23 protein-coding genes are annotated in these 23,027 nt (G+C 68.7%); 13 read left to right on the forward strand and 10 right to left on the reverse strand.

Annotated elements, in window-relative coordinates; translation table 11 throughout:
- Positions 1–116: 116 nt before the first annotated feature.
- On the forward strand, positions 117–914 hold the full coding sequence (locus KF941_RS04795) for an ABC transporter ATP-binding protein (RefSeq protein ID WP_214272693.1): 798 nt from the start codon (positions 117–119) through the stop codon (positions 912–914).
- On the opposite strand, the gene KF941_RS04800 is transcribed toward KF941_RS04795, so the two are convergent.
- Entirely contained in the window at positions 915–1,712 is a 798-nt protein-coding gene (locus KF941_RS04800) for an IclR family transcriptional regulator (protein ID WP_072462555.1), read from the reverse strand.
- Between the two features lie 202 nt (positions 1,713–1,914).
- On the opposite strand from KF941_RS04800, the gene KF941_RS04805 reads away from it, so the two are divergent.
- From KF941_RS04805 to KF941_RS04815, 3 genes are all read left to right on the forward strand, one after another.
- The gene (locus KF941_RS04805; RefSeq protein ID WP_214272694.1) at positions 1,915–3,990 is read left to right on the forward strand and encodes a TonB-dependent receptor; all 2,076 of its coding nucleotides are present in this window, start codon (positions 1,915–1,917) and stop codon (positions 3,988–3,990) included.
- A 100-nt stretch (positions 3,991–4,090) separates the two neighbouring features.
- Positions 4,091–5,365, forward strand: a complete 1,275-nt coding sequence (locus tag KF941_RS04810) for an NtaA/DmoA family FMN-dependent monooxygenase (protein ID WP_240540220.1) — start codon at positions 4,091–4,093, stop codon at positions 5,363–5,365.
- Between the two features lie 297 nt (positions 5,366–5,662).
- On the forward strand, positions 5,663–6,484 hold the full coding sequence (locus KF941_RS04815) for a hypothetical protein (RefSeq protein WP_214272695.1): 822 nt from the start codon (positions 5,663–5,665) through the stop codon (positions 6,482–6,484).
- Positions 6,485–6,544: 60 nt separating this feature from the next.
- Here KF941_RS04815 and KF941_RS04820 read toward each other — a convergent pair whose 3' ends face one another.
- Together KF941_RS04820 and KF941_RS04825 are read right to left on the reverse strand one after the other, a co-directional pair.
- Positions 6,545–7,231, reverse strand: coding sequence for a type 1 glutamine amidotransferase domain-containing protein (locus KF941_RS04820; protein WP_214272696.1), 687 nt, complete (start codon positions 7,229–7,231; stop codon positions 6,545–6,547).
- A gap of 11 nt (positions 7,232–7,242) precedes the next feature.
- A complete protein-coding gene (locus KF941_RS04825; RefSeq protein ID WP_214272697.1) occupies positions 7,243–8,508 on the reverse strand; it encodes an NADH:flavin oxidoreductase/NADH oxidase family protein in 1,266 nt (421 codons plus the stop codon).
- A gap of 74 nt (positions 8,509–8,582) precedes the next feature.
- Here KF941_RS04825 and KF941_RS04830 point away from each other — a divergent pair, with 74 nt between their 5' ends.
- The 8 genes from KF941_RS04830 (at position 8,583) to KF941_RS04865 (ending at position 15,813) form a co-directional block, all read left to right on the forward strand.
- Positions 8,583–8,948 carry a MerR family transcriptional regulator gene (locus KF941_RS04830; RefSeq protein WP_214272698.1) on the forward strand — a complete coding sequence of 122 codons (366 nt, stop codon included), beginning with the start codon at positions 8,583–8,585 and terminating at the stop codon, positions 8,946–8,948.
- A 616-nt stretch (positions 8,949–9,564) separates the two neighbouring features.
- Positions 9,565–10,038: a FeoA family protein gene (locus tag KF941_RS04835; RefSeq protein WP_214272699.1), complete on the forward strand. Its 474-nt coding sequence runs from the start codon at positions 9,565–9,567 to the stop codon at positions 10,036–10,038.
- Entirely contained in the window at positions 10,035–12,353 is a 2,319-nt protein-coding gene (gene feoB / locus KF941_RS04840) for a Fe(2+) transporter permease subunit FeoB (RefSeq protein WP_214272700.1), read from the forward strand. Before KF941_RS04835 ends, feoB begins: the two co-directional genes overlap by 4 nt.
- On the forward strand, positions 12,350–12,607 hold the full coding sequence (locus tag KF941_RS04845; protein WP_036755104.1) for a FeoC-like transcriptional regulator: 258 nt from the start codon (positions 12,350–12,352) through the stop codon (positions 12,605–12,607). The genes feoB and KF941_RS04845 overlap by 4 nt, the downstream gene beginning before the upstream one ends.
- The gene (locus tag KF941_RS04850) at positions 12,600–12,950 is read left to right on the forward strand and encodes a hypothetical protein (protein ID WP_214272701.1); all 351 of its coding nucleotides are present in this window, start codon (positions 12,600–12,602) and stop codon (positions 12,948–12,950) included. The genes KF941_RS04845 and KF941_RS04850 overlap by 8 nt, the downstream gene beginning before the upstream one ends.
- The gene (locus tag KF941_RS04855) at positions 12,947–13,258 is read left to right on the forward strand and encodes a hypothetical protein (protein ID WP_214272702.1); all 312 of its coding nucleotides are present in this window, start codon (positions 12,947–12,949) and stop codon (positions 13,256–13,258) included. The genes KF941_RS04850 and KF941_RS04855 overlap by 4 nt, the downstream gene beginning before the upstream one ends.
- 2 nt (positions 13,259–13,260) lie before the next feature.
- Positions 13,261–13,740 (forward strand): hypothetical protein, encoded by a 480-nt coding sequence (locus KF941_RS04860; protein ID WP_214272703.1) that lies wholly within the window; start codon positions 13,261–13,263, stop codon positions 13,738–13,740.
- A 3-nt stretch (positions 13,741–13,743) separates the two neighbouring features.
- Complete coding sequence (locus KF941_RS04865; protein ID WP_214272704.1) at positions 13,744–15,813, forward strand: heavy metal translocating P-type ATPase; 2,070 nt, start codon at positions 13,744–13,746, stop codon at positions 15,811–15,813.
- A 129-nt stretch (positions 15,814–15,942) separates the two neighbouring features.
- Here the strand turns inward: KF941_RS04865 and KF941_RS04870 are convergent, their stop codons facing one another.
- From KF941_RS04870 to KF941_RS04900, 7 genes are read right to left on the reverse strand one after another with little or no spacing between them, the layout of a single operon-like run.
- Positions 15,943–16,680 (reverse strand): aspartate/glutamate racemase family protein, encoded by a 738-nt coding sequence (locus KF941_RS04870; protein WP_214272705.1) that lies wholly within the window; start codon positions 16,678–16,680, stop codon positions 15,943–15,945.
- A gap of 44 nt (positions 16,681–16,724) precedes the next feature.
- Positions 16,725–17,432, reverse strand: coding sequence for an aspartate/glutamate racemase family protein (locus tag KF941_RS04875; protein WP_072462565.1), 708 nt, complete (start codon positions 17,430–17,432; stop codon positions 16,725–16,727).
- Positions 17,433–17,439: 7 nt separating this feature from the next.
- Positions 17,440–18,153 (reverse strand): ABC transporter ATP-binding protein, encoded by a 714-nt coding sequence (locus tag KF941_RS04880; protein ID WP_208021360.1) that lies wholly within the window; start codon positions 18,151–18,153, stop codon positions 17,440–17,442.
- A 13-nt stretch (positions 18,154–18,166) separates the two neighbouring features.
- Positions 18,167–18,949, reverse strand: coding sequence for an ABC transporter ATP-binding protein (locus tag KF941_RS04885; RefSeq protein ID WP_036755116.1), 783 nt, complete (start codon positions 18,947–18,949; stop codon positions 18,167–18,169).
- Positions 18,946–19,962 carry a branched-chain amino acid ABC transporter permease gene (locus KF941_RS04890; RefSeq protein ID WP_240540221.1) on the reverse strand — a complete coding sequence of 339 codons (1,017 nt, stop codon included), beginning with the start codon at positions 19,960–19,962 and terminating at the stop codon, positions 18,946–18,948. The genes KF941_RS04885 and KF941_RS04890 overlap by 4 nt, the downstream gene beginning before the upstream one ends.
- A gap of 10 nt (positions 19,963–19,972) precedes the next feature.
- Entirely contained in the window at positions 19,973–20,842 is an 870-nt protein-coding gene (locus tag KF941_RS04895) for a branched-chain amino acid ABC transporter permease (RefSeq protein WP_036755119.1), read from the reverse strand.
- A 60-nt stretch (positions 20,843–20,902) separates the two neighbouring features.
- The gene (locus KF941_RS04900; protein ID WP_036755121.1) at positions 20,903–22,090 is read right to left on the reverse strand and encodes an ABC transporter substrate-binding protein; all 1,188 of its coding nucleotides are present in this window, start codon (positions 22,088–22,090) and stop codon (positions 20,903–20,905) included.
- Positions 22,091–22,305: 215 nt separating this feature from the next.
- Here KF941_RS04900 and KF941_RS04905 point away from each other — a divergent pair, with 215 nt between their 5' ends.
- The gene (locus tag KF941_RS04905) at positions 22,306–23,016 is read left to right on the forward strand and encodes a GntR family transcriptional regulator (protein ID WP_072462566.1); all 711 of its coding nucleotides are present in this window, start codon (positions 22,306–22,308) and stop codon (positions 23,014–23,016) included.
- The last annotated feature ends 11 nt before the right edge of the window (positions 23,017–23,027 follow it).

A 23,027-nucleotide genomic window follows, 5' to 3' on the forward strand; every position in this document is an offset into this window, starting at 1 on the left:
GATGGCTGATCGCCGGACCGGGCTCCGGCGCAATGGCTGAAACCATATTGCAGAGCGCATTCCGCAATGCAATACACATGCCGCCGGAAAAAGGCGGCCCAAGGGAAGGAACGGGAATGTCCCATCGCCTGCATGCCGATGCGGTGACGCTGCGCTACCAGGCGCGGGTGGTGTCGGAAAACCTGTCGCTGGCGATACCGGACGGGTCGTTCACCGCCATCGTCGGGCCCAACGCCTGCGGCAAGTCGACGCTGTTGCGCGCCCTGGCGCGGCTGCTGGTGCCCGATGCGGGGCAGGTGGTGCTGGACGGCAAGGCGATCCTGGGCCTGCCCTCGCGCGAGGTGGCGCGGCGGCTGGGGCTGCTGCCGCAGTCGCCGGTGGCGCCGGACGGGCTGACCGTGGCCGAGCTGGTGGCCCGCGGCCGCTTTCCGCACCAGGGCTTCCTGCAGCAATGGTCGCCCGAGGACGAGCGGGCCGTGCGCGCGGCGCTGGAAACCACCGGCACGCTGTCCCTGGCCGGGCGCCCGGTGGCCGAGCTGTCGGGCGGCCAGCGCCAGCGCGTCTGGATCGCCATGGCGCTGGCGCAGGAAACCGGCATCCTGCTGCTGGACGAGCCGACGACCTTCCTGGACATCGTGCATCAGGTCGAATTGCTCGAGCTTCTGTCCGGGTTGAACGCGCAGGGCCGCACCGTGGTCGCGGTGCTGCACGAGCTGAACCTGGCCTTTCGCTATGCCTCGCATCTGGTGGCGATGAACGATGGCGCCGTGGTGGCCGAGGGCGCGCCCGACCAGATCGTCACCGATGCGCTGATGCGGCAGGTCTTTGGCCTCGATGCGCTGGTGCAGCCCGATCCGCTGACCGGGCGGCCGATGGTGATCCCGCGTCCGCGCGGCGAATTGGGCGGCGGCTGATCAGTCGAAGGTGCTTTGCCCGCCGGTCGCGCGGTTGATCAGCCGCGCCGCGTCGCGCAGCGCCAGCCCCGCCTGCGGCGAATCCAGCTTGCCCAGGTTGCCGGCCGTGGTCACGACGCAGACCAGCTCGCCCTGCGCATCCAGGACCGGCGCGGCCTGGCCGGTGACGTTGGACAGAAGGTGGCTGGTCAGTTCCGCCCAGCCCTCGGCGCGGATGCGGTCGATCGCCGCCTTGCCGGGCGGCGTGCCGCGGAAGCTGGCCGGTTGCAGGCGGCGTGCGGCCTCGATCTGCGCGCGGGGCAGGAAGGCCTGGAAGACCAGGCCGCAGGCGGTGTTGTCCACCGGCAGCACGTCGCCAAGGCTGACGGCGGTGATGGCGAAATGCGCGCTGCGATACCAGCGCACGATGGTCGGGCCGCGCTCGGTCCAGATGCAGACGCCGGAGCTGAGCCCGTGATTCTCGGTCAGCTGCTTCATCTGCGTGCCCGAGATCTCGACCGCATCGACCCGGCGCAGCGCGGCGACGCCCAGGCTCAGCGCCGCCGGGCCAAGGTCATAGCGGCTGGAGGCGGGATCCTGCACCGCCAGCCCCTCTTTCACCAGGCTCTGCATGTAGCGATGCGCGGTCGAGCGGCCGGTGCGCGACAGCTGCGCGATCTCGGCCAGCGGCAGGGCGCGTTCGGCCCCGGCCAGGATGTTGAGGAAACGCATGGCGATGGTGATCGACTGGATCGTCCCCGACCGCTTTTGCCCCGAGAGCTTCGCATCCTCGTCAAGGAAGGGCTCGAACTCCATCATGGGCGGTTTCTCCTGCGCTTGCGGCTGGCTCGCGGATCGGGCGTGCGGCAGCGGCGCAACACTAGCGCGGCGCGGCGGCGATGGCAAAGGGGCGGGCGCGCTATGTGATTGACATGCGGAATGCATTGCGCAATGTGGCACGCATGCCGCCAGCAAGGTTCCCCTGCCAGCCCGCGCTTTTGCCGACAAGCCCGAGGAACCCATGCCCAAGAATCATCGCAGGCGGCTGACGCAAGGGGTCAGCCTGGTCACGCTTCTGGTCGCAGCGCCGCTGCAGGCGCAGGAAGCCCCCGCCGAAGCCATCACGCTGGAGACGGTCATCATCACCGGCGACACCATCACCCGCGACCTGATGGAGACCCCCAGTTCGGTTTCCGTGGTGACGGCCGAGGAGCTGGAAAAGGAAAAGCCCGGCAAGGCCGAGGTCCGCAGCGTCATCGCCGGCACGCCGAACGTGCTCTATACCGACAACGTCAGCACGCCGGTCATCCGCGGCCAGGACGCGCAGGGGCCGCATACCGGCGCCAACGCCTTCTTCGCCGGATCGGTGCCGCGCGCGACCATCAACCTCGACGGCCATTATCTCAGCTATAACGAGCTTTACTTCGGCGCGACCTCGACCTGGGACGTGGACGGCGTCGAGGTGTTCCGCGGCCCGCAGACCACCGCGCAGGGCGCGAACGCCATCGCCGGCGCGATCATCGTCAACACCAAGGATCCCAGCTTCACCCCCGAGGGCGCGTATCGGCTGGAAGGCGGCAACTACAACCAGCGCGCCGCATCCTTCATGTGGTCGGGGCCGATCACCGAGGAACTGGCCGCGCGGGTCTCGCTGGACTATTCGGCCCGCGACACCTTCATCGACTATGTCGGCTCGAACTTCATCCAGAACGAGATCGGGCAGGACTTCCTGAATGCCAATGCGCGGCTGAAGCTGCTGTGGCAGCCGGCCGAACTGCCGGGCCTGTCCGCCAAGCTGACCTACAGCCACAGCCGGATGAAGCGCCCCAGCGCCGAGGGCGCCTCGGAACCCTATGACGAGCTGGAATCGATCGCCACCTGGATGCCGGGCTGGGACCAGACCACCGACACCGCGATCCTCGACGTGGATTACGACATCGGCAACGGCATGGTGCTGAGCAGCAAGACGCAATATTCGACCTCGGATGTCGAGCGCCGCGTCGGCACGCCGACCATGGGCGACGCGAATGTCGCGCAGGACAATTACTCGAACGAAAGCAAGCTGACCTTCGGCACGCCGGCCGACGGGCTCAGCGGTGTGGCCGGCATCTATGTCGCCTTCACCGACCAGGACGAATGGCTGAACCAGGGCGGCATCTCGACCTTCCGCGACGAGAAGTCGAACCTGGGCCTTTACGGCGAGGTGAACTGGCGCATGGACGAGCGTTGGACGCTGTCGGCGGGCCTGCGCTATCAGCGCGACCACATCCGCCGGCAGGGCGACGTCTCGCCGCTGTTCGCCAACAGCGACGTGGATTACGACCACACCTTCGACGCGCTGCTGCCCAGGCTGACCCTGGCCTATCAGGCGACGCCGGGCTGGAGCGTCGGCGCGCTGGTCAGCAAGGGCTACAACCCCGGCGGCATCTCGCTGGACTTCGGCTATTCCAAGGAATGGACCGAGTTCGACGCCGAGACCGTCTGGAACTACGAACTGTTCACCCGCGCCGAACTGCTGGAAGGGCGGCTGATGCTGACCGGCAACCTGTTCTACATGGATTACAGCGATGCGCAGCACAATATCGCGCATCTGGTCAATGGCGTGACCTATCTGCAGACCGTGAACGCCCAGGATGCCCGCGCCTACGGGCTGGAGCTGGCCGCGGACTGGCGCGCGACCGATGCGCTGACCCTGCGCGGCAGCATGGGCCTGCTGCATACCAAGTTCGAGCGCTTCGACCAGATGCCCGCCTACGAGGGCAACGAATTCGCCCGCGCCCCCGGCAAGATGCTGACGCTGGGCGCCAGCTGGGATGCGACCGACCGGCTGAACCTGGGCGGGCAGCTGCGCTATATCGACGGCTACTATTCCAACACCGCCAACACCCCGGCCTATGCGGTGGACGGCTTTACCCTGGTCGACGTCAATGCCAGCTACCGTGTCAACGACCGGGTCGAGCTTTACGGCTATGTCAACAACCTTCTGGACGAACGCACGCCGACGCTGCTTGAAGCGGCGCGGGGGAATGTGGTCTTTACCCAGGGCAGCATGACCTCGCCGCGCATGGTCGGCATCGGCATCCGCGGCACCTTCTAGGCGGCTGCACCGCGCAATTCCGGCCGGCGCCCCCGTGGCGCCGGTCTTCTTTGACAGGCAGGCAGGGCGAATGATGCTCCGACCAAGACTTTGCATCGGCATGTCCGTTGCGCCCACATGGCTCAGCGGCGAAGGCTGGCGGCACAGGGACAGCGGCATCGAGGGGCTTTATTCCAGCGACCTGGCGCTGGACGTGGCCCGGCGGGCCGAGGCGGCGCATATGGATTTCGTCTTTCGCCCCGACGCCAGCTTCCTGCCCCTGCCGGTGATGGCGCAGTCCTTCGGCTTTTCCAGCCTGGACCCGACCCTGCTTCTGGCCTCGATCGCGCGGGAAACCCGCCGGATCGGGCTGGTGACGACCATCTCGACCACCTTCGGCCATCCCTATCACGCCGCGCGCCAGCTGATGTCGCTGCATTGGCTCAGCCGGGGCCGGGCGGGGTGGAACGTCGTCACCGCCTTGCAGGGAAACGAGAATTTCGGCCTGCCCGAGATGCCCTCGTCCCAGGCGCGCTATGCCCGCGCGGCCGAGTTCACCGAGGTGGTGCGCCGGCTCTGGGCCAGCTTCCCGGCCGAGGCGCTGCTGGTCGACCGCGAGAACGGCCGCTATGCCGATACCGACCTGATCCTGCCCATTGACCACCACGGCCCGCAGTTCCAGGTCAGCGGGCCGATGAACCTGCCGCAATATCCCGGCCCGGACATTCCGCTGATGCAGGCCGGCGGATCAAGCCTGGGGGTGGATTTCGCCGGACAGGTCGCCGACATGGTCTTCGGCATGACGCCCGACATGCCGACCGCGCTGGAGATGCGGCGGCAATTGTCCGAACGCGCGCTGGCCCATGGCCGCCAGCCGCGCGACGTGCGGCTGCTGCCGGGCCTGAGCCTTTACCTGGGCGAGACGCGGGACGAGGCGCGGGCGCTGTTCCTGGCCACCCATGCCCGGATCGACCGCCGCCAGCGCATGCGGCTGGCGCAGGAATTCCTGGGCCTCGACCTGCGGGACTGGCCCGAGGACCGGCCGATCACCCCGGCGGACCTGCCGGCCGACCACCGCTCGTCCCGCTGCGCCAGCCATTGCGAGGCGCTGCGCCGCATCCTGCGCGACCAGCGCCCGACGCCCGCCGACCTGCTGGCCCGGCCCGAGATCCTGGCCTCGGTGCATTGGCAGGTGATCGGCACGGTCGAGGATGCGGTCCGGGAGATCGCCGCCTGGTTCCGCGCCGGTGCCATCGACGGCTTCATCGCCGTGCCGGGCGGCTCGATCCGCTCGCTGGACCTGCTGCTGGAGGCGCTGATCCCGCGGCTGGTGCAGGAGGGGCTGTTCCGGCCGCGATACTCGGCCGACACCCTGCGCGGCCATCTGGAGGAATGACCGGCCGCCCGGCCGCAAACTGCGCGAGTGCAGGATCGGGACAGCGATCCGGCTCCCGCTGGCGGTTTCGCGGGCCGGTCGCGGTCGTGCCCCGTGCGGCCTCATCGTCCGGTGACAGGCCGCCCAGACGGGGACCGTGAACAGTGCGAGCGCCGATCGGGACCATGCGATCCGCTCCCGCTGGCGGTTTCGCGGGCTGAGCTGGCTCTCGCGGTCTTGCCCCGTGCTACCTCATTGTCCGATGACAGGCCGCTCGCGCCGCCTATAGTGGTCCAGCGCAGTGCAGGAGGATGAATCATGCATGTTGTATCGCTGCTTCGCACCGACATGTTCGCGATCCGGATCGGCGGCAGGCCCGCAGGGCTGGACGAGCTTTTCCCCGGCTGGACCGAGCTTGACCGTTTCGGCCTGGTGATCGACGAGCCCGTGGGCGGGGTCGGCGCCACCCACCTGCTGCAATCCGCGATGATGGCCTATTACGACGCCAAGGCCTCGCGCCGCAGCAGCCGCGCCGTCTATCCCGAGATCTATGCCTTCCATATCGGCAAGTGCCACGGTGCCCATGCGCCCTATGATTTCTGGCCCGCCCGGCGCGAGGTGATCCTGCGTACCGACGATCACCGCGAGGTGCTGGATGCGATCAACGACCGCGGCATCACCCGCCTCGCCGTTCCCGACCGCCCCTTGCGCGAGGTGGTGCATCGCCCGAAAGAGGTCGAGGCCGCGCTCGACCGCATCGCCTCTGCCTTCGTCTATGACGCGTCGGGGCGGGTGACGGGTGGCGATGTCGAGATCGCGGGGACCGACAGGCGCACCGAGTTCAATCCTGCGCAGGTGCTGCGCCCGGTTTCCGAGATCGTTGCGATGCGCCGTGCGCCCGGCGCGGTCTCGAGCAGCGGCATCCCGATCAAGGAAGCCGATGACGATTATGCGCATTGGCTGGTCGCCTGCGACGCCGAGATCGCCCCCGAAGAGCGGGAAAGGGCGCTGCAGACCCGGCAGGCCCTGCGCTCGCCCGAGGGGCTGGCGACCGAGACCTACCGCCGGGTGGACGTGTCCGAGGCGCTGAAGCGCCTGGCTTCCGCAGGACAGCCTCGCCGCGCCGCTGCGGCGGAATGAGGGTCGCGGGACATTCGCCATGACCGACCGGCCCAGCGGCATAGCGTGGCGCTTCCCCAATCATTCCCGCAGCAGCCGAGCGATGTGCCGGGCAGTGGCCTTGGCCGAGGCGGGGTTCTGGCCCGTCACCAGCCGCCCGTCGGCGACGACATGCGGGACGAAGGGCAGCAGAGCCTTGCGGTAGAGCGCGCCCCGCCGGGCCATCTCGGCCTCGGCATCGAAGGGCATCGCCTTGGCCACCCCGGCGAGGATCTCCTCGCGCCATGAAAACCCGGTGACGCGGCGGCCCGCCACCAGCAGCCGGCCGTCCGAAAGCCGGGTGTTCAAGAGCCCGCAATAGCCGTGGCAGACCGCGCCGACGATGCCGCCCCGCTCCCATATCTCGCGGGTGATGCGCTGCAATCCGGCGCTGTCGGGGAAATCCCACATCACGCCATGCCCGCCGGTGAAATAGATGGCGTCGTAATCGGCCGGGTCGATCCGGTCGGGCGCGGCGGTGTCCTCCAGCAGCGCCATCCGGGTCGGATCGTCCCGCCAGGCCCGTGCCGAGGCGTCCAGCAGCGGCCATCTCAGCGCCCGCGGTTCCAGCGGCGCGCGGCCGCCTTGCGGGCTGGCCAGGTGCTGGGCATGGCCCTGGGCGGCAAAGATGTCCCAGGCATGGGTCAGTTCCGACAGCCACAGCCCGGTGGGGTGGCGCGGGTCGTCGTAATGGGCGGTATTGGTCACGACATGCAGGATGCGTTTCATGGCCGATCCTCTCACGCCTGACGGCGTGCCTGCAACCAGGCGCGATAGCGGCGGCTGCGCCAAGCGGTCCTGACCTGGTCGAGGACCGCCACGCCGGGCGCCCAGGCGCGGGGCGTCGGTGCCTTGCCCGCACCCATGCGGCGCAGTTGCAGCTTGGCCAGCGCCATGGTGGCGAGGCTCGCCAGCGGGCGGCTTTTCCAGCGGACCCTTGGCACCTCGGCCACCGCCTCGCCCGCGCGCCAGCGGTTCGGCAGGTCGGGCGCCCAGGCCAGCGCCTGCGCAAGGCCGACCATGGCCACGCCGGGGCGGCCGTCATCGGGGGCCAGCGCGGCCTCGGCCGTGGCGCGGCGGCGGATCCCGCCCGTGACCAGCACCGGCATATGCGCCACCGCCACCACGTCGCGGGCGAAATCTACGAAATACGCCTCGCGCGCCACGGTGCTGGCGGCGGCGGGGCGGCCATGCATGGCCGGGCTTTCGTAGCTGCCGCCCGACAGCTCGACCAGGTCGACGGGCAGGTCGTTCAGCATCCGCACCACGGCGACCGCATCCTCGGCCCCGAAGCCGCCCTTCTGGAAATCCGAGGAGTTCAGCTTGACCCCCAGCCCGAAGCCGGGCGAGACCCGCGCGCGCACCGCCCGGACGATCTCGACCAGCAGCCGGGCACGGTTCTCCAGGCTGCCGCCCCATTCGTCGGTCCGCAGGTTGGTCAGCGGCGACAGGAACTGGCTCAGCAGATAGCCATGCGCGGCATGGATCTGCACCCCGTCGAAGCCCGCCTGTTCGGCCAGCGCGGCGGTCTCGGCAAAGCGGCGGATCACCTCGGCGATCTCTGCGCCGGTCATGGCGCGGGGCTTGGCGAAGAGGCGCGAGGCGCCCTCCATTCGCATCGGCACCGCCGAGGGGGCGATGGCCTCGGGCGTGGTGCGGGCAAAGACCTGGCGGCCGGGATGGTTGATCTGCATCCAGAGCCGCGCCCCGTTCACGCGCCCCGCCGCCGCCCAGTCCTTGAACGGCGCCAGCGGCTGGCTTGCGTCGAGGATAACCCCGGCAGGCCCCGTCACCGCATCGGGCGCGACCATGACATTGCCGGTGACGATCAGCCCGGCGCCACCCTCGGCCCATTGCCGGTAAAGCCGGCCCAGGCGTTCCCCCGGCAGGTGGCGCAGGTCGGCCATGTTCTCCTCCATCGCCGCCTTGGCGATGCGGTTGGGGATGGTCTGGCCGCTGGGCAGCTGAAGCGGCTGGAACAGCAGGGATTGGGACATATCCGGCATGCGGCGCGATCCTTTCTTGTCGTGTCGCATCGGGATATAGGGTTTGAACCTAGGTTTAAGGTCAAGGGGCCAGAATGAAGATCGGTGAGATTGCGAAAGCAGCAGGCGTGACGACCTCGCGCATCCGCTTCTACGAGAGGCGCGGCATCATCGCGCCTGCCGCACGCGGGCCGAACGGCTATCGGGACTACCCCGAGGAACTGGTCGCGCTTTTGCGTTTCATCGAGCAGGCGCAGGGGCTGGGCTTCACCCTGCGCGAGATCGCCAGCGTCGAGGTCCGTTCCGGCCCGCATCCGATCTCCTGCGCCGAGGCGATCCGCCTGCTGAGCGCAAAGCGCGATGCGGTGGACGCGCTGATCGCCGAGGCGCGGCAGCGAAAGCGCAGGATCGAGGCGCTGATCGGGGAGTTGCAGGCGAGCCAGGCGGGGACCGCGGAATAAGGGCGGGGGCGGCCCTTGGCCCCGTCGGTGTCGAGTGTCGGGCCAAGCCGGCTTGCGATTGCCTGCGACGATCTCGATCGTCCTGCTGTTTGCGCAGGGCGCCCGGATCGTTGACGAGAAGCCGGATCTCGCCTCGGCGCGGGCGACGGAGGTCGGTGCCCCAAGGGGGCTGCTGGAAAACCGTGCCTTGGCGGCGATCCGTCGGCTTCGGCACCGGGACAGGTTCAAAGGAAAGGCTGGCAGCGGTTTCTCGCCTGCGGCGCGGGGCGGCATCTGGGGGCTGTTGGGAAACGCGGTCTCGGCGATGCGATCCGTCGGCTCAGGCGCGGGGACGGGTGCAGAGGAACGGCTCGCCGCGGGCGGCAGACCGTGGTGCCGAGCGGCGATCCCGCGGGCGGCTATGCGGGAAGGCTGGCGATCCCGGTCGATTTCGCCGCCAGGCGCGGCATGGGCATGGCGCCGCCACCCGGAAACGGCTGAGCCGTGGCCGGGCCGGGCCGGGCACGGCGCGCCTGGATTGATGCGGATCAAGGACGGCAGGGGCGAATCGGGCTAGGATCAAATAATCTGGGCAAGCCGCCGCCAGCTCGTTTCCTCCTTGCCAACGAGGTCATCCATGTGCGCGGTATCCCTTGACGAAGCCCCGGACGTCGCGCTTGGGGTGCGCGCCATCGAGGCCCCGCCCGAAGAACAGCTTCGCCTGTCCGATCTTGGCCTGCATGTCGGTTGCCGCCTGCGCGTGGTGCAGCGCAGCGGGGCAGGGCTGCTGGTGTCCATCAACGAGGATGCGCGGCTGACGCTGGACCTCGACACCGCGCGGCGGGTCAAGGTGCGGCTGCTGGAGCCGGCGATGCCGGCGCTGACGCTTTCCGACCTGGTGCCGGGGGACAGGGCGCGGATCCTCGGGCTGGGCCATGGCGCCGCAGGCTATCGCCAGCGGCTGATGTCCATGGGCCTGACGCCCGGCGTCGAATTCGCCATCACCCGCGTCGCGCCCCTTGGCGATCCGGTCGAGATCAGCCTGCGCGGCTTTGCCATGAGCCTGCGCAAGGCCGAGGCCGCCCTTCTGTCGGTGGAGAAGCTGCAATGACCATCGTCATCGGCGTCGTCGGCAACCCCAATTGCGGCAAGAGCACGCTTTTCAACATCCTGACCGGCGCGCGGCAGGAGGTGGGCAACTGGCCCGGCGTGACGGTCGAGAAAAAGACCGGCCGCTTCCGCCACCAGAACCGGGTCTATGAGCTGGTCGACCTGCCCGGCGTCTATTCGCTGGGCGCGACCGTGCAGGTGTCCGAGGACGAGCGCGTCGCGCGCGACTTCGTGCTGTCGGGCGCGGCGCAGGTGATCGTCAATATCGTCGATGCTTCGAACCTGGAGCGCAACCTCTACCTGACCACGCAGCTGCTGGAGATGCAGGTGCCCATCGTGGTCGCGCTGAACATGGTCGACATCGCGGCGCGGCGGGGGCTGGCCATCGACCGGGCGGGGCTGGAGCGCGCGCTCGGCTGCCCGGTGATCGAGGTCGTGGCCTCGCGCGGGACCGGCATCGAGGCGCTGAAGCGCGCGATCACCGCCGCCCCCGGCCCAGGCACCGAGCCGCGCTATGCGCCCGAGATCGAGGCCGCCGTCGCCGCGCTGATGCCCCATGCCGGCAGCCGCTGGCGGGCGCTGAAGCTGATCGAGGGCGACCCGCCGACGCTGGCCGGGACCGGGGGCGAACTGGAATCGCAGATCGCCGCCGCCCGCGACGGGCTGGAGCGCGCGCTGGGCGAGGACAGCGACATCCTGATCGCCGATGCCCGGTTCGGCTTCGTGACCGGGATCGTCTCTGCGGTGCTGACCCGGCCGCATGACGTCTCGCGCACCATGTCGGACCGGATCGACCGGGTGGTGCTGAACCGCTGGCTGGGGATCCCGATCTTCCTGGCGATGATGTATCTGATGTTCTTCTTCACCATTTCCATCGGCGGCGCCTTCATCGACTTCTTCGACATCGCGGTGGGCGCGGTGGCGGTCGACGGCTTCGGCCGGGCTCTGTCCTCGATCGGCCTGCCGGAATGGCTGGTGGTGCTGCTGGCCGACGGGGTGGGCGGCGGCATCCAGACGGTGGCGACCTTCATCCCGATCATCGCCTTTCTCTATCTGTTCCTGTCGGTGCTGGAGGATTCGGGCTACATGGCGCGGGCGGCCTTCGTCATGGACCGGGCGATGCGCTTCATCGGCCTGCCGGGAAAAAGCTTCGTGCCGCTGATCGTTGGCTTCGGCTGCAACGTGCCCGCGATCATGGCCACGCGCACGCTGGAAAGCCGCCGCGACCGGCTGCTGACGGTGATGATGGCGCCCTTCATGTCCTGCGGGGCGCGGCTGCCGGTCTATGCGCTGTTCGCCGCCGCCTTCTTTCCCGAAACCGGGCAGAACCTGGTCTTCCTGCTTTACGTCATCGGCATCGCCGCGGCGGTGCTGACCGGGCTTCTGCTGAAGAACACGGTGCTGAAAGGCGATGCCTCGCCCTTCATCATGGAACTGCCGCCCTATCACCTGCCGACCTTCACCACGGTGATCCTGCGCGCCTGGGACCGGCTCAAGGCCTTCATCGTCAAGGCCGGGCGGGTGATCGTGCCGGTGGTCGTGGTGCTGAACTTCCTCAATTCGGTCGGCACCGACGGCAGCTTCGGCCACCAGGACGAGACGGATTCGGTCCTGTCCGCCATCGGGCGCGGCATCGTGCCGGTGTTCCGCCCCATGGGCATGACCGACGACAACTGGCCCGCCGCCGTGGGCGTCTTTACCGGCATCCTGGCGAAAGAGGCGGTGATCGGCACGCTGAACGCGCTTTACACCCAGCTTGGCGTCGCGGAAGCCGGCGGCGAGGCGGCCGAGGAAGAGGCGCCCGGCATCGGCGAACAGATCGCGACCGCCCTTGCCACCATTCCCGCGAACCTGGCCGATGCCTTCGGCTCGGCCGGCGATCCGCTGGGGATCGACGTCTCCTATACGGCCGAGGGCGAGGATGCGGTGGCCGAGGAGCTTGAGGTCGCCCCCGCCGCCTTTCGCGCGATGGAGGCGCGTTTCGACGGGCAGGCCGGCGCCTTCGCCTATCTGCTGATGATCCTGCTCTACATGCCCTGCGTGGCCGCGGTGGGCGCGATCTGGCACGAGGTCGGCTGGCGCTGGACCGCGTTCTCGGCCGGCTGGACCACGGGGCTGGGCTGGACGGCGGCGACGCTGTTCTACCAGGGCGCGCGCTTCGGCCGCGACCCGGCGCAGGCGACGCTCTGGATCGCCTTTTGCCTGGCGCTGCTGGCCGGGTCGATGGCCGCGCTTTGGGCGGTGGGCCATTCGGTCGCGCGCAGGCGACTGCCCGAACGCCCGCCGCTGCCGGACCGGATCGGAGGTGCTGCATGACCACGCTGGCCGCCCTTCGCGACTATATGGAGCGCGCGCATCGCGCCAGCCTGACCGACCTGTCTATCGCGCTGGAGACCAGCCGCGACAACGCCCATGCGATGATGCAGATCTGGGCCGCCAAGGGTCGCGCCCGGCTGGTGGCCGATGCTTGCGGTTCCTGCGGCAAGGGGCCCGTTTGCTGCACCTGCCCGGTGGCCGAGATGCTGCCCGAGGTCTGGGAATGGATCCCGCGCGAGGTGCCCCATGGCTGATCCCATGCCCGATCTGGCCCCCTTCCTGCACCTGCGCCGCCATGTCACCGTGGCCCATCACGTTGCCGGCCGCATCCGGCTGAAGCTGGCGCCCGCGGCGCTCAGGGACATGCCCTCGGCCGATCCGGCGCCGTTCCTCGACCTGCTGCGCCGCCTGCCGGTGCGGATCGCGCGGCTCAACCCGGCGGCGCTGTCGGTGGTGGTGGAATACGATCCGCAGGTGATCGGCGCGGCGGATTGGCAGGTCATCTTGAACGGAGGGGCCGCGGAGATCGCCGCGACCCTGAACCGCCAGCTTGGGGACGGCGCGTCCCCGCACCAGTCGCAAAGGAGCATCCCATGAGCAACGATTATCAATCCGGCCCCGGCCAGCCCCACGGCTGGGGCTATGGCCAGGGGCCGCAGGGCGGGCCCTATGGCTATGGTCCGGGTCCGGGACCGGGTCCGCGCCGGGTCGATCTGCTGGACGTGCTGGAGGGGGTGATGCAGGACGGGCTCAGCCTGTCGAACCTCGGCCGGATCGCGCGGGCCAGCGGCTCGAAATTCTGGCTCGGAGCGGCCATCGGCGCCGGCGTGGTGGTCCTGGCCTGCAAGCCGGAACTGCGCGAGGTCGTCTCGCACGTCTTTCACAAGCCCGGTCAGGAGGGGTGAGCATGTCGAGCAAGGATAACGGCGGGGTGCATTATCACTATCACTTCTATGGCAGCCAGGGCTGGCCGGCGCCCGATCCGGCCCAGCAGATGGTCCCGCAGCCGCAACCCCAGCCTTGGGCCGGCCCGCCGGCCTTTTCCGGCTATCGCGGTCAGCACGGCCAGCCCGCACCGGGCATGGCCAATCCGCACCCGCATCCGCAGGCGGATTCGCTGGTCAAGGGGCTGGCGGTCGGAGCCGGCGCGGCCTGGCTTCTGACCAGCGAGCCGGCGCAGCGCGTCATCATGCGCACCGCGGTGCAGCTTTGGGCGACGCTGCAGGGCGGGATCGAGGAGTTGAAGGAACGTTATCACGACGCCGAGGCCGAAGCGGCCGCCGAAGCCGCGGCGACGCCCGAAGCCCCCGCCGAGGCCCCCGCCGAGCCCCAGGCGGCGGTCGATCCCCAGGCCGACCGCAGCGGCCCGCGCCCGGTGAACGGCTAGGCCATGCGGATCGCCCATGAACTGCCCGGCCGCCTGCGCCTGCGGCTGCCGGCCGATGCCGCGCTGATCGCGCGGGCGGGGGCGGCGATCCGCGCCCTGCCGGGCGTGACCGGGCTGCGGGTGAACCGGCGGGGCGGCTCGGTCGTGGTCCTTCATGACGCCCGCCCCGGCCTGCGCGCGCGCATCCTCGCCACCGCCGCCAACCCGCCCGCCCATGCCGAGGGCTTCGTGCCGCCCGAGGGGGCGGACGGGCTGGACCTGGCGCTGGCGGCTGGCTCGGTCGCCGGGGCCTTCGCCCTGCCGCGCCCCCTGGCCGCGCTGGCCACCTGGGCGAATGTCGCCCGGCCGGTCCTGACCGGCGCCGGGGCGGCGCTGACCCAGGGGCTGAAGGTCGAGGTGCTGGACGCCATCGCCATGGGCCTGCCGGCGCTGCGCGGCGAATACGGCACGGCGAACTTCACCCGCTTCCTGATGGAGCTGGCGAATTACATCGAGGCGGGCACCGAGCAGCGCTCGGACGAGCTGTTGCGCACGCTGCTGCACCGCCGCCCCGACGACGTCTGGGTCGAGCGCGGCGGCCAGACCGTCCGCGTCCCCTTCGACAGCCTGCAGGGCGGCGAAAGCGTCGTGGTCGGCATGGGCGAGACCGTGCCCGTCGACGGCTTGGTGCTGGCGGGCGCGGGCTATGTCGACCAGTCGGCGGTGACGGGCGAAAGCCTGCCCCTGTCGCGGATGCCGGGCGAGGTGGCGCTGTCGGGCAGCATCGTCACCGACGGCCGGCTGGTGATCCGCGCCGACCGGGTGGGCGACGCCACCACCACCGGCCGCATCACCCGCTATATCCAGGAGGCGCTGGAGCGCCCGGCCGAGATCGAGACCGTGTCCGAGCAGCTTGCCGACAAGCGCATCGGCATCACGCTGGCCTCGGCGGCCGGGGTCTTTGCCGCGACGCGCGACTGGCGGCGGATGGAATCGGTCTTCATGGTCGATTATTCCTGCACCGTGAAGCTGGGCACCCCCATCGCCATCAAGAGCGCGATGTATCGCGCCGCGAAACAGGGCTGCCTGATCAAGTCCGGCCAGGCGCTGGAGGCGCTGGCGGGCGTCGATACCCTGGTCTTCGACAAGACCGGGACGCTGACCCACAATACGCTGCAAGTCACCGACATCGTGCCGCTGGCCAGGGGCGTGGACGAAGAGCGGGCCGTGGCCATGGTCGCCTCGCTGGGGGAACACACCGCCCATCCCATCGCCCGCGCGGTGGTGGAACTGGCGCAGGCCCGGCATCTGGCCCATGTCGCGCATGAAGAGGTGAACTTCATCGTCGGCCACGGCGTCGAGGGCAGGATCGGCGGCAACGTGATCCGCTTCGGCAGCCGGCATTTCCTGGAAGACGACGAGCATGTCTCCTTCGCCGCCGAACGCGCGCGGGTCGAGGCGCTGAAGGCCGAGGGCAAGTCGATGCTCTATGCCGCGCAGGACGACCGCCCGCTGGCGATGTTCGCGCTGCGCGACCGGCTGCGGGACGAGGCGGCGCCGGTGCTGGCGCGGCTGCGGGCGATGGGCATCCGGCGCATGGTGATGATCACCGGCGACGCGCGCGAAAAGGCGCTGGCCTTCGGCCGCGTGCTGGGCATGGACGAGGTGCATTACGAACAACAGCCCGAGGACAAGGCCAGCCTGATCGCCGCGCTCAAGGCGCGGGGCGCCAAGGTCGCCTATGTCGGCGACGGGGTGAACGACGGGCCGGCGCTGATGGTGGCCGATGTGGGCCTTGCCATGCCGCGCGCGGCCGACATCGCGCGGGCGACTGCCGACGTGCTGCTGGTCGAGGACCGGCTGGACGCGCTGGCCGACGTGCTGGAGATCGCGCAGGACACGATGGCGCTGATCCGCTCGAACTTCCGCGTCGCGGTGGGGGTGAACTCGGCGATCCTGGCCGGGGCGACGACGGGCCTGCTTGCGCCCGCGACCACGGCGCTCTTGCATAACGGCACGACCATCGCGGTCCTCGTCCGCTCGATGCGGCACCGGCGGGCGCTTGGCATGACCCGCAGGCCCGCCGGCGCCTGAGCGGCGCCAGGTCCGGCCGTTCCGCAGGCTTGCCGCGACGGCGATCCGCCTTGCCTGGCCGGCATCACGGGCGGCCAGGCCGCGGCCGGCTTGCCGTGCGGATCACCCGGCCGCGGCCGGCGACGGTCCCTAGTCGATCCCGGCCAGGGCGGCCCTTGTCGCTGCCGCCACCGCCACGACCAGCGGAACCTGGAACTTGTCCTGGATGCGCATCGCGGGGGCCGACAGCGGGCCGCCGCCCATGATGATCGCCGCCGCGCCCTTTTCCGCGATGGCCCGTTCGACCGCATCCGCCAGCGCGGCGTCCAGCGCATCGGCATCCTTGACCAGCTCGTTCGGATCCCCCTCCGTCACCGTGACGCCCCGGTATTGGTCGGCATAGCCCAGCTCCTCGGCCCGCAGGCGGAAGGATTCGAGCAGCCCCTCGTCGGGGGTGATGGTCACGATGGAGAAAGGCCGGCCATCCCGCGCCGCCTCGTGGAACGCCTCTTCGCCGATGCCGAAGACACCGATCCCGGTCACGGCCTGGCGCAGTTCCGGCAGGCCCGGATCGCTGAAGGCGGCCACGATGACCGCGGCGACGCCGGGCTCGGCTGCAACCTCCTGCCCGATGGCGGCGACGCCCCTGGCGGCATTCGCCATGTCCTCGGGCGTGGTCAGCAGCGCGGGAACGCCTGCATTCGTCCGCTCGACGATGGTGGCGCGGTCGCCGGCGACGCCGCGGGCCAGATCGGCCATGCTTCTGGTCGCCTCGGCATTGGAATTGGGGTTGATCAGCACGATGGCGGGCGTTTCCGCCAACGCCTGGGGGGCGGTCGCCAGGGTCAGCATCAGCGCGGCCAAAACCGGATGGGTGCGGTGTTTCATCTGTCTTACCTCCGTGGGAACAGGATGCGCGGGGCGCGCCAGGGTCAGGCCGGGGCCAGCTTGTGTTGCGGCACCGGGGCATAGCCGCCCAGGCGGGACGTCCGCAGCTTCAGCCGCACCATCGCCTCGCACAGGGTCACGGCACAGCTGACCCCGTCCAGCACGGGGACGCCATGTTCGGCGGCCAGCCGCTCGGTCAGGTCGGTCATCCCGGCGCAGCCCAGCACGATGGCCTCGGCCCGGTCGTCGGCGATGGCGCGGGCGATCTCGCGGCCGATGCGGGCGCTGGCGTTGCTGCCCGGCTCTTCCAGCTCCAGCACGGCGACCTCGGACGAGCGCACCCGCCCGCATCGCGACCACAGGCCATAGCGGTGCAGGTTGTGTTCCAGCGCCGGGACCGAGCGCGCCAGCGTCGTGACCACCGAGAACCTGTTCGAGATCAGCGAGGCCATGTGATAGGCGGCCTCGCCGATGCCGACCACGGGAATGTCGGTCAGGCAGCGCGCCGCATCGAGGCCGGTGTCGTCGAAACAGGCGATCACTACGGCATCGACATCGGGGGTCTCGCGGATCACCTGCAACAGGCCCGACAGGCTCATCGCCTCGTCATAGAAACCCTCGATGGAGGCCGGGCCGCGGGCGGGGTTGGCCGCCACGATCTCGGTTCCGGGCGAGGCCGCGCGCCGGGCGGCGGCGGCGATCTTTTCGGTCATCGAAGCGGTGGTATTGGGGTTCAGAACCAGAATGCGCATGTTTTCCTCAGACATCCCCGCCCAGATAGGCGGCCTTGACGCGCGGGTCGTTCAGCAGCTCGCGCGAATTGCCCGACAGGACGACCTGTCCCAGGGACAGCGCATAGGCCCGGTTCGAGATGGACAGCGCCATGCGGCTGTTCTGCTCGACCAGCAGGACCGACACCCCCTCGTCGCGGCTGATGGCGACGATGGCGCGGGCGATGTCCTGCACCAGCTTGGGCGCGATCCCCAGCGAGGGCTCGTCCAGCAGCAACAGCCTGGGCTTGGCCATCAGCGCGCGGCCGATCACCATCATCTGCTGCTCTCCGCCCGAAAGCGTGCTGGCCTGCTGGTTGAAGCGTTCGCGCAGGCGGGGAAACCGCGTCAGGATGCTTTCCAGCGTCTGTTCGATGCCGGGCTTGTCGCTGCGGGTGAAGGCCCCCATCAGCAGGTTGTCCTTGACGCTCATCAGCGGAAAGACGCGCCGTCCCTCGGGGACCATGGCGATGCCTTTCCTGACGACCTCGGGGGCGGAGGTGCCGTCCAGCCGCTCGCCCATGTAGGTGATCTGGCCGGACTTGATCTTGCGCAGGCCGGTGATCGCCCGCAGGATCGAGGACTTGCCGGCCCCGTTCGCGCCGATCAGCGCCACGGTCTCGCCCTCGTTCAGTTCGATGGACACGCCTTTCAGCGCATAGACATGGTCGTAGTAAAGCTCGACATTGTCGAAGCTGAGCATCCTGGTCATGCGCTTACATCCCGATGGCCGCGTCTTCCGAGCCGAGATAGGCTTCGATGACGCGGGGGTTGGCCTGAATCTCGGCGGGGCTGCCCTCGGCGATCTTCTCGCCGAAGTTGATGCAGACGATCCGGTCCGAGATCTTCATCACCGCGGGCATGTCGTGTTCGACCAGCAGCACGGTCACGCCGCGTTCGTCGCGCAGCCTGCGGACCAGGGCGACCATGCGCATGGTTTCGTCGTGGTTCATGCCGGCGAAGGGTTCGTCCAGCAGGATGACCTGCGGCTGCGTGGCCAGGCCGATGGCCATGCCAAGCGCCCGCAGATGCCCCTGCGGCAGGTTCGAGGCCAGCTCGTCGCGGATGGCGCCCAGGCCCAGGAAGTCGATGATCTCGTCGGCCGAGCGGGCGAATTCTGCCTCGTCCGCGCGCGCGGTGGCGGTGCCCAGGAAATAGCCCAGCAGGCTGGCGCGCGAGCGCAGGTGATGCGAGACGATGACGTTCTCGCGCACGGTCATCGACCGGAAGATGGTGGTTTCCTGAAAGGTGCGCACCACGCCCAGCCGCGCCACCCTGTGCGGCGCCAGCCCCGAGATGCGTTCGCCCTTGAAGCGGACCTCGCCGGTGGTCGGCTTCTCGAAACCGGCGATCTGCTTGAACAGCGTCGATTTCCCGGCGCCGTTCGGCCCGATCACCGACAGGATCTCGCCGGGTGCGACGTCGAAGCTGATGTCGTTGTTCGCCGTCAGCCCGCCGAATTTCTTGGTGACGTTGCGGATTTCCAGGATCGGGCTCATTTGCCGCCCCCCTTCCGGTCAAACAGGCTCAGCACGCCGTTCGGCAGCACCAGCATCAGCGTGATCATCGCCCCCGAATAGATCAGCAGCTGGTATTTCCCGGCCACCGACAGCAGATCCCAGCCGAAATACAGCAGCAGCGTGCCCAGCATCGGGCCGAAGACATAGCCCAGGCCGCCGAGGAAGCAGTAGAGCATGAAGTTCACGCTGTCCTGCACCACGAAGGACGAGGGATAGATGGATTGCGAGATCGACACGAACATCGCCCCCGCGACGCCCCCGAAGAAGCTGGAGATGGCATAGGCCATGATCCGCAGCCATGCGGTGTTGACGCCGATGGAGGCCGAAAGCTCTTCGTTCTGCTGCAGGCTGCGGCACAGGTGGCCCAGGCGCGAGTTCACGATCCGCCACAGGATCACGTAGACCAGGATCATCAGGCCGATGGCGGCGAAATAGAACGCCTGGCGCGGGTTTTGCAGCGTGGCGAAATCGGGGATCAGGGTGATGCCGAAGACCGAGACGCCCCCCGGCAGCGGGATCGAGGTGATGCCCTTGGCCCCGTTCGTCACCGGCAGGGCCAGCGCGGTCAGCCGCGCCACCTCGGTCAGCACCAGCGTGACCATGGCGAAATAGACGCCGCGCAGCCGCAGGATCGGCAGGCCGATCAGCACCGAGATCAGCGCGCAGAACAGCCCCGCCAGCGGCAGGGTCAGCCAGAAGCTGACGCCCGCCTGCGTGATCAGCACGGCCGAGACATAGCCGCCGGCCAGCGCATAGGCCCCCTGTCCGATGTTGATCCGCCCGATATAGAAGGTCAGCCAGACCCCCGCCGCCCCGATGGACAGCAGCGCCACCGAGGTCAGCGTATAGTAGAAGTCCCAGCGGCCGGTCGCCGCGATGAACATGGGCACGGCTGCGAAGACGAAGGCCAGGAAGGCGGCCACGCCCAGCATCTTGGGCATCGTCAGCCCCTTGCCGGCCGCCAAGGGCGCGGCGTGCGGTTGGTTTTGCATCGTCATCGCCTCAGCCCCAGGGTTTGCCCATCAGGCCCTGCGGCCGGATGGCAAGGAAGATCATCAGGGTGGCGAAGATCACCAGATAGGTCACGTCGCCATAGGAGGACAAGACCGACAGGCCGACGCTTTCCATCATCCCCAGGATGAAGCCCCCGGCGATGGCGCCCGAGATCACCCCGGCGCCGCCGATCATGATCATCAGGAAGGCCTTGATCGAGGTGGGGCCGCCCATGCCCAGGTTGACGCCGGTGATCGTGACCAGCAGCGCCCCGACCAGCCCGGCCAGCATCGCGCCCATGGCAAAGCCGATCATGGAATAGCGGTCCACGTCGACGCCCATCAGCTGCGCCGCCACCCGGTCCTGCGCCAGGGCCCGCATGGCGCGGCCGGCCTTGGAATATTGCATGAACAGGATGAAGGCGACGATCAGCCCGATGGCCAGCATCCCGATCAGGATGCGGTCATAGGGCATGATGATGCGGAAGTCCCAGTTGAATACCCCGTTGACCACCTTGGGCACGCCGCGCTGCTTTTCGCCGAACAGCAGCAGGATCACCGCATCCAGGAAGAAGGCGATCCCCGCCGCCAGCAGCATGGTGGATTCGTCGCGCTTGGAGCGGCGGATGACGGGGCGGAACAGGAACCGCTCGATCAGCCCGCCCAGCACCGCCAGCACCAGGGCCGAGGCGACCAGCCCGACGATGAACGGCATCCCCAGCTGCGCTACGACGGTGTAGCAGACGAAGCCGCCCAGGACATACATCTGCCCATGCGCGAAGTTCAGCACGTTCATCAGTGAAAAGATAAGTGTCAGGCCCAGGGCGATCAGGGCGTATTGCGCACCCAGATACAGGCCGTTTGCGATGATCTGTTCCATCCCGTCCTCGTGTGTGAAACCGGGGCCATGCGGTCGCGAGGCCCCCGACGCGATGCGGCGTCAGTCGACCTCGGCCACGAACAGGGTCTCGAACTTGCCGCCGCGGTATTCGTTCACGACCAGCGGCACCGAAAGCTGCCGCTTCTGTCCGAAGGAACTTTCGCCGACATAGCGCAGCTTGGCATCGCCGACCATGAAGGGGTTGGGCGCCTCGAAGGTGTCGATGGTCTTCTTGAACTCCTCGACGTCGCTGATCGCGGCGGGGTTCGCCTTCAGCGTCTCGATGATGTATTCCAGCGCATAGACCTTGGTATTCGACTCGTCGTTATATTCGCCGAACATCTTGGTATAGCGCTCCACGAATTCGCGCATCGCGTCCGAGGCCAGCTCCTCGGTCGAGGCGCCGCCGACCGAGATGAAGCCCTCGGCCAGGTCGCCCGCGCCCTCGGCCAGCACGCTGGCATCCTGCGCGGTCTCGGTCGAGATCAGCCCCTCGTAGCCCAGTTCGCGCGCCGAACGGATCAGCTGCGGCGCGTTGGCGGGCGACACGCCCGACAGCACCAGCAGGTCGGGCTGCGCCTGCAGCACCGGCAGCAGGACCGGGGTGAAGTCGGTGGTGTCCACCTGGTAGGTCACTTTGTCCGACACCACCTCGAGCCCCAGCGCCTTGGCCGCCTCGATGCCGGAATCGCGCTGGCTCAGCGGGTCGGATTCATTGGCGGCGACGAAGGCTACCTTCTTCACGCCCTTGTTCTCCATCAGGTATTTGTAGATCGCCGGGCCGGACTGATAGTTCGCGACCATGCCCAGGATGGCGTTCGAGGCGGGGGCGACATAGAGCGTCTTGGGGAAGGCATAGGGGAAATAGATGATGCCCTTCTGCTCGGCGACCGGGCGGACCGCGGCCGCGCCGTCGTCGACATTCGGGCCGACGACGTAATGCACGCCGTCCTGCGCCATCTTTTCCATCCCGGCGATGGCGCGCTTGGGATCCTTCTGGTCGTCGAAGGCGACGATCTGCACGTCATAGGTCGTGTCGCCGATCTGCACCCCGCCCAGTTCGTTCAGCCAGGCCGCGCGGGCCTCCATCGAGCGCTGGTTGGAAATGCCCCAGGCGGCCGCCGGGCCCGAGGTCACGCCCACGAAGCCGATCTTCAGCTTGGCATTCTCGGCATGGGCCGCCGGGATCAGCGCCAGGGTGGCGACGGCGGCCAATGCGGTGGATTTCAGAAAGCTACGACGCAGCATGAGTTCAGTTCTCCCTGTCTGTTGACTGTCCGGGCAGCGGCTCCAGGCCGCCGCACGGGTGCTTTTGCGATTTTCGACAAGGCCCATCGTGAACCCGTTAACAGATATGTCAACAATTATGTTAACAATCTGGATCGCGTCGGATTCTTGTTGTAGCCTGGGTTAGACCCTATTTTCGGGGGAACAGAAGGGCATTGCCGGGGAATTGACTGTCGATGGAGTTCGCAGCAGCACAGGACGAAAGCACCGAAATTGGTGAAGAAGACATCGTCGAGCATATTTTCGAAGCAGTCATAGAACAGCGCCTGCCCCCCGGCACCAAGCTTTCCGAATCGGCCCTGTGCGATGCGTTCGGCGTCGGGCGGATGCGGATCCGCCGGGCGCTGCTGCTGCTGGCCAGCCGCCAGATCGTCGATCTGCAGGCCAATCGCGGGGCCTTCGTCGCCAGCCCGACCGCGGAACAGGCGCATGAGGTCTTCGAGGCGCGGCTGATGCTGGAACCCTCGATCACCCGCCTTGCGGTGCAGCGCGCGACCGATGCCGAAATCGCCATGCTCGCCGCCCATATCGAGCGCGAGCACGAAGCCCACCACATCGGCAGGCGCCGCGACGCCATCCGCCTGTCGGGCCAGTTCCACGGCCTTCTGGCGCAGGTGGCGGGCAATTCGGTGATGCTGCGGATGATGCGCGAGCTGATCACGCGCACCTCGCTGATCATCGGGATTTTCGGCGCGCAGGACATGACCGATTGCCGCGACCACGATCATTCCCGGATCGTCGATGCGATCCGCCGGCGCGATGCCGAGGAAGGCGCGCGCCTGATGCAAGAGCATCTGGCCCAGATCAAGCGCGACCTGGACCTGTCCGGCCGTGCCACGAACGCGCTTGACCTCGTGTCGATCCTGAAGCGCCAGGGCACGTCCTGAGCACGTCCTGA

It is taken from the genome of Paracoccus sp. pheM1 (genome assembly GCF_018499825.1).
GTDB classification, from domain to species: domain Bacteria; phylum Pseudomonadota; class Alphaproteobacteria; order Rhodobacterales; family Rhodobacteraceae; genus Paracoccus; species Paracoccus versutus.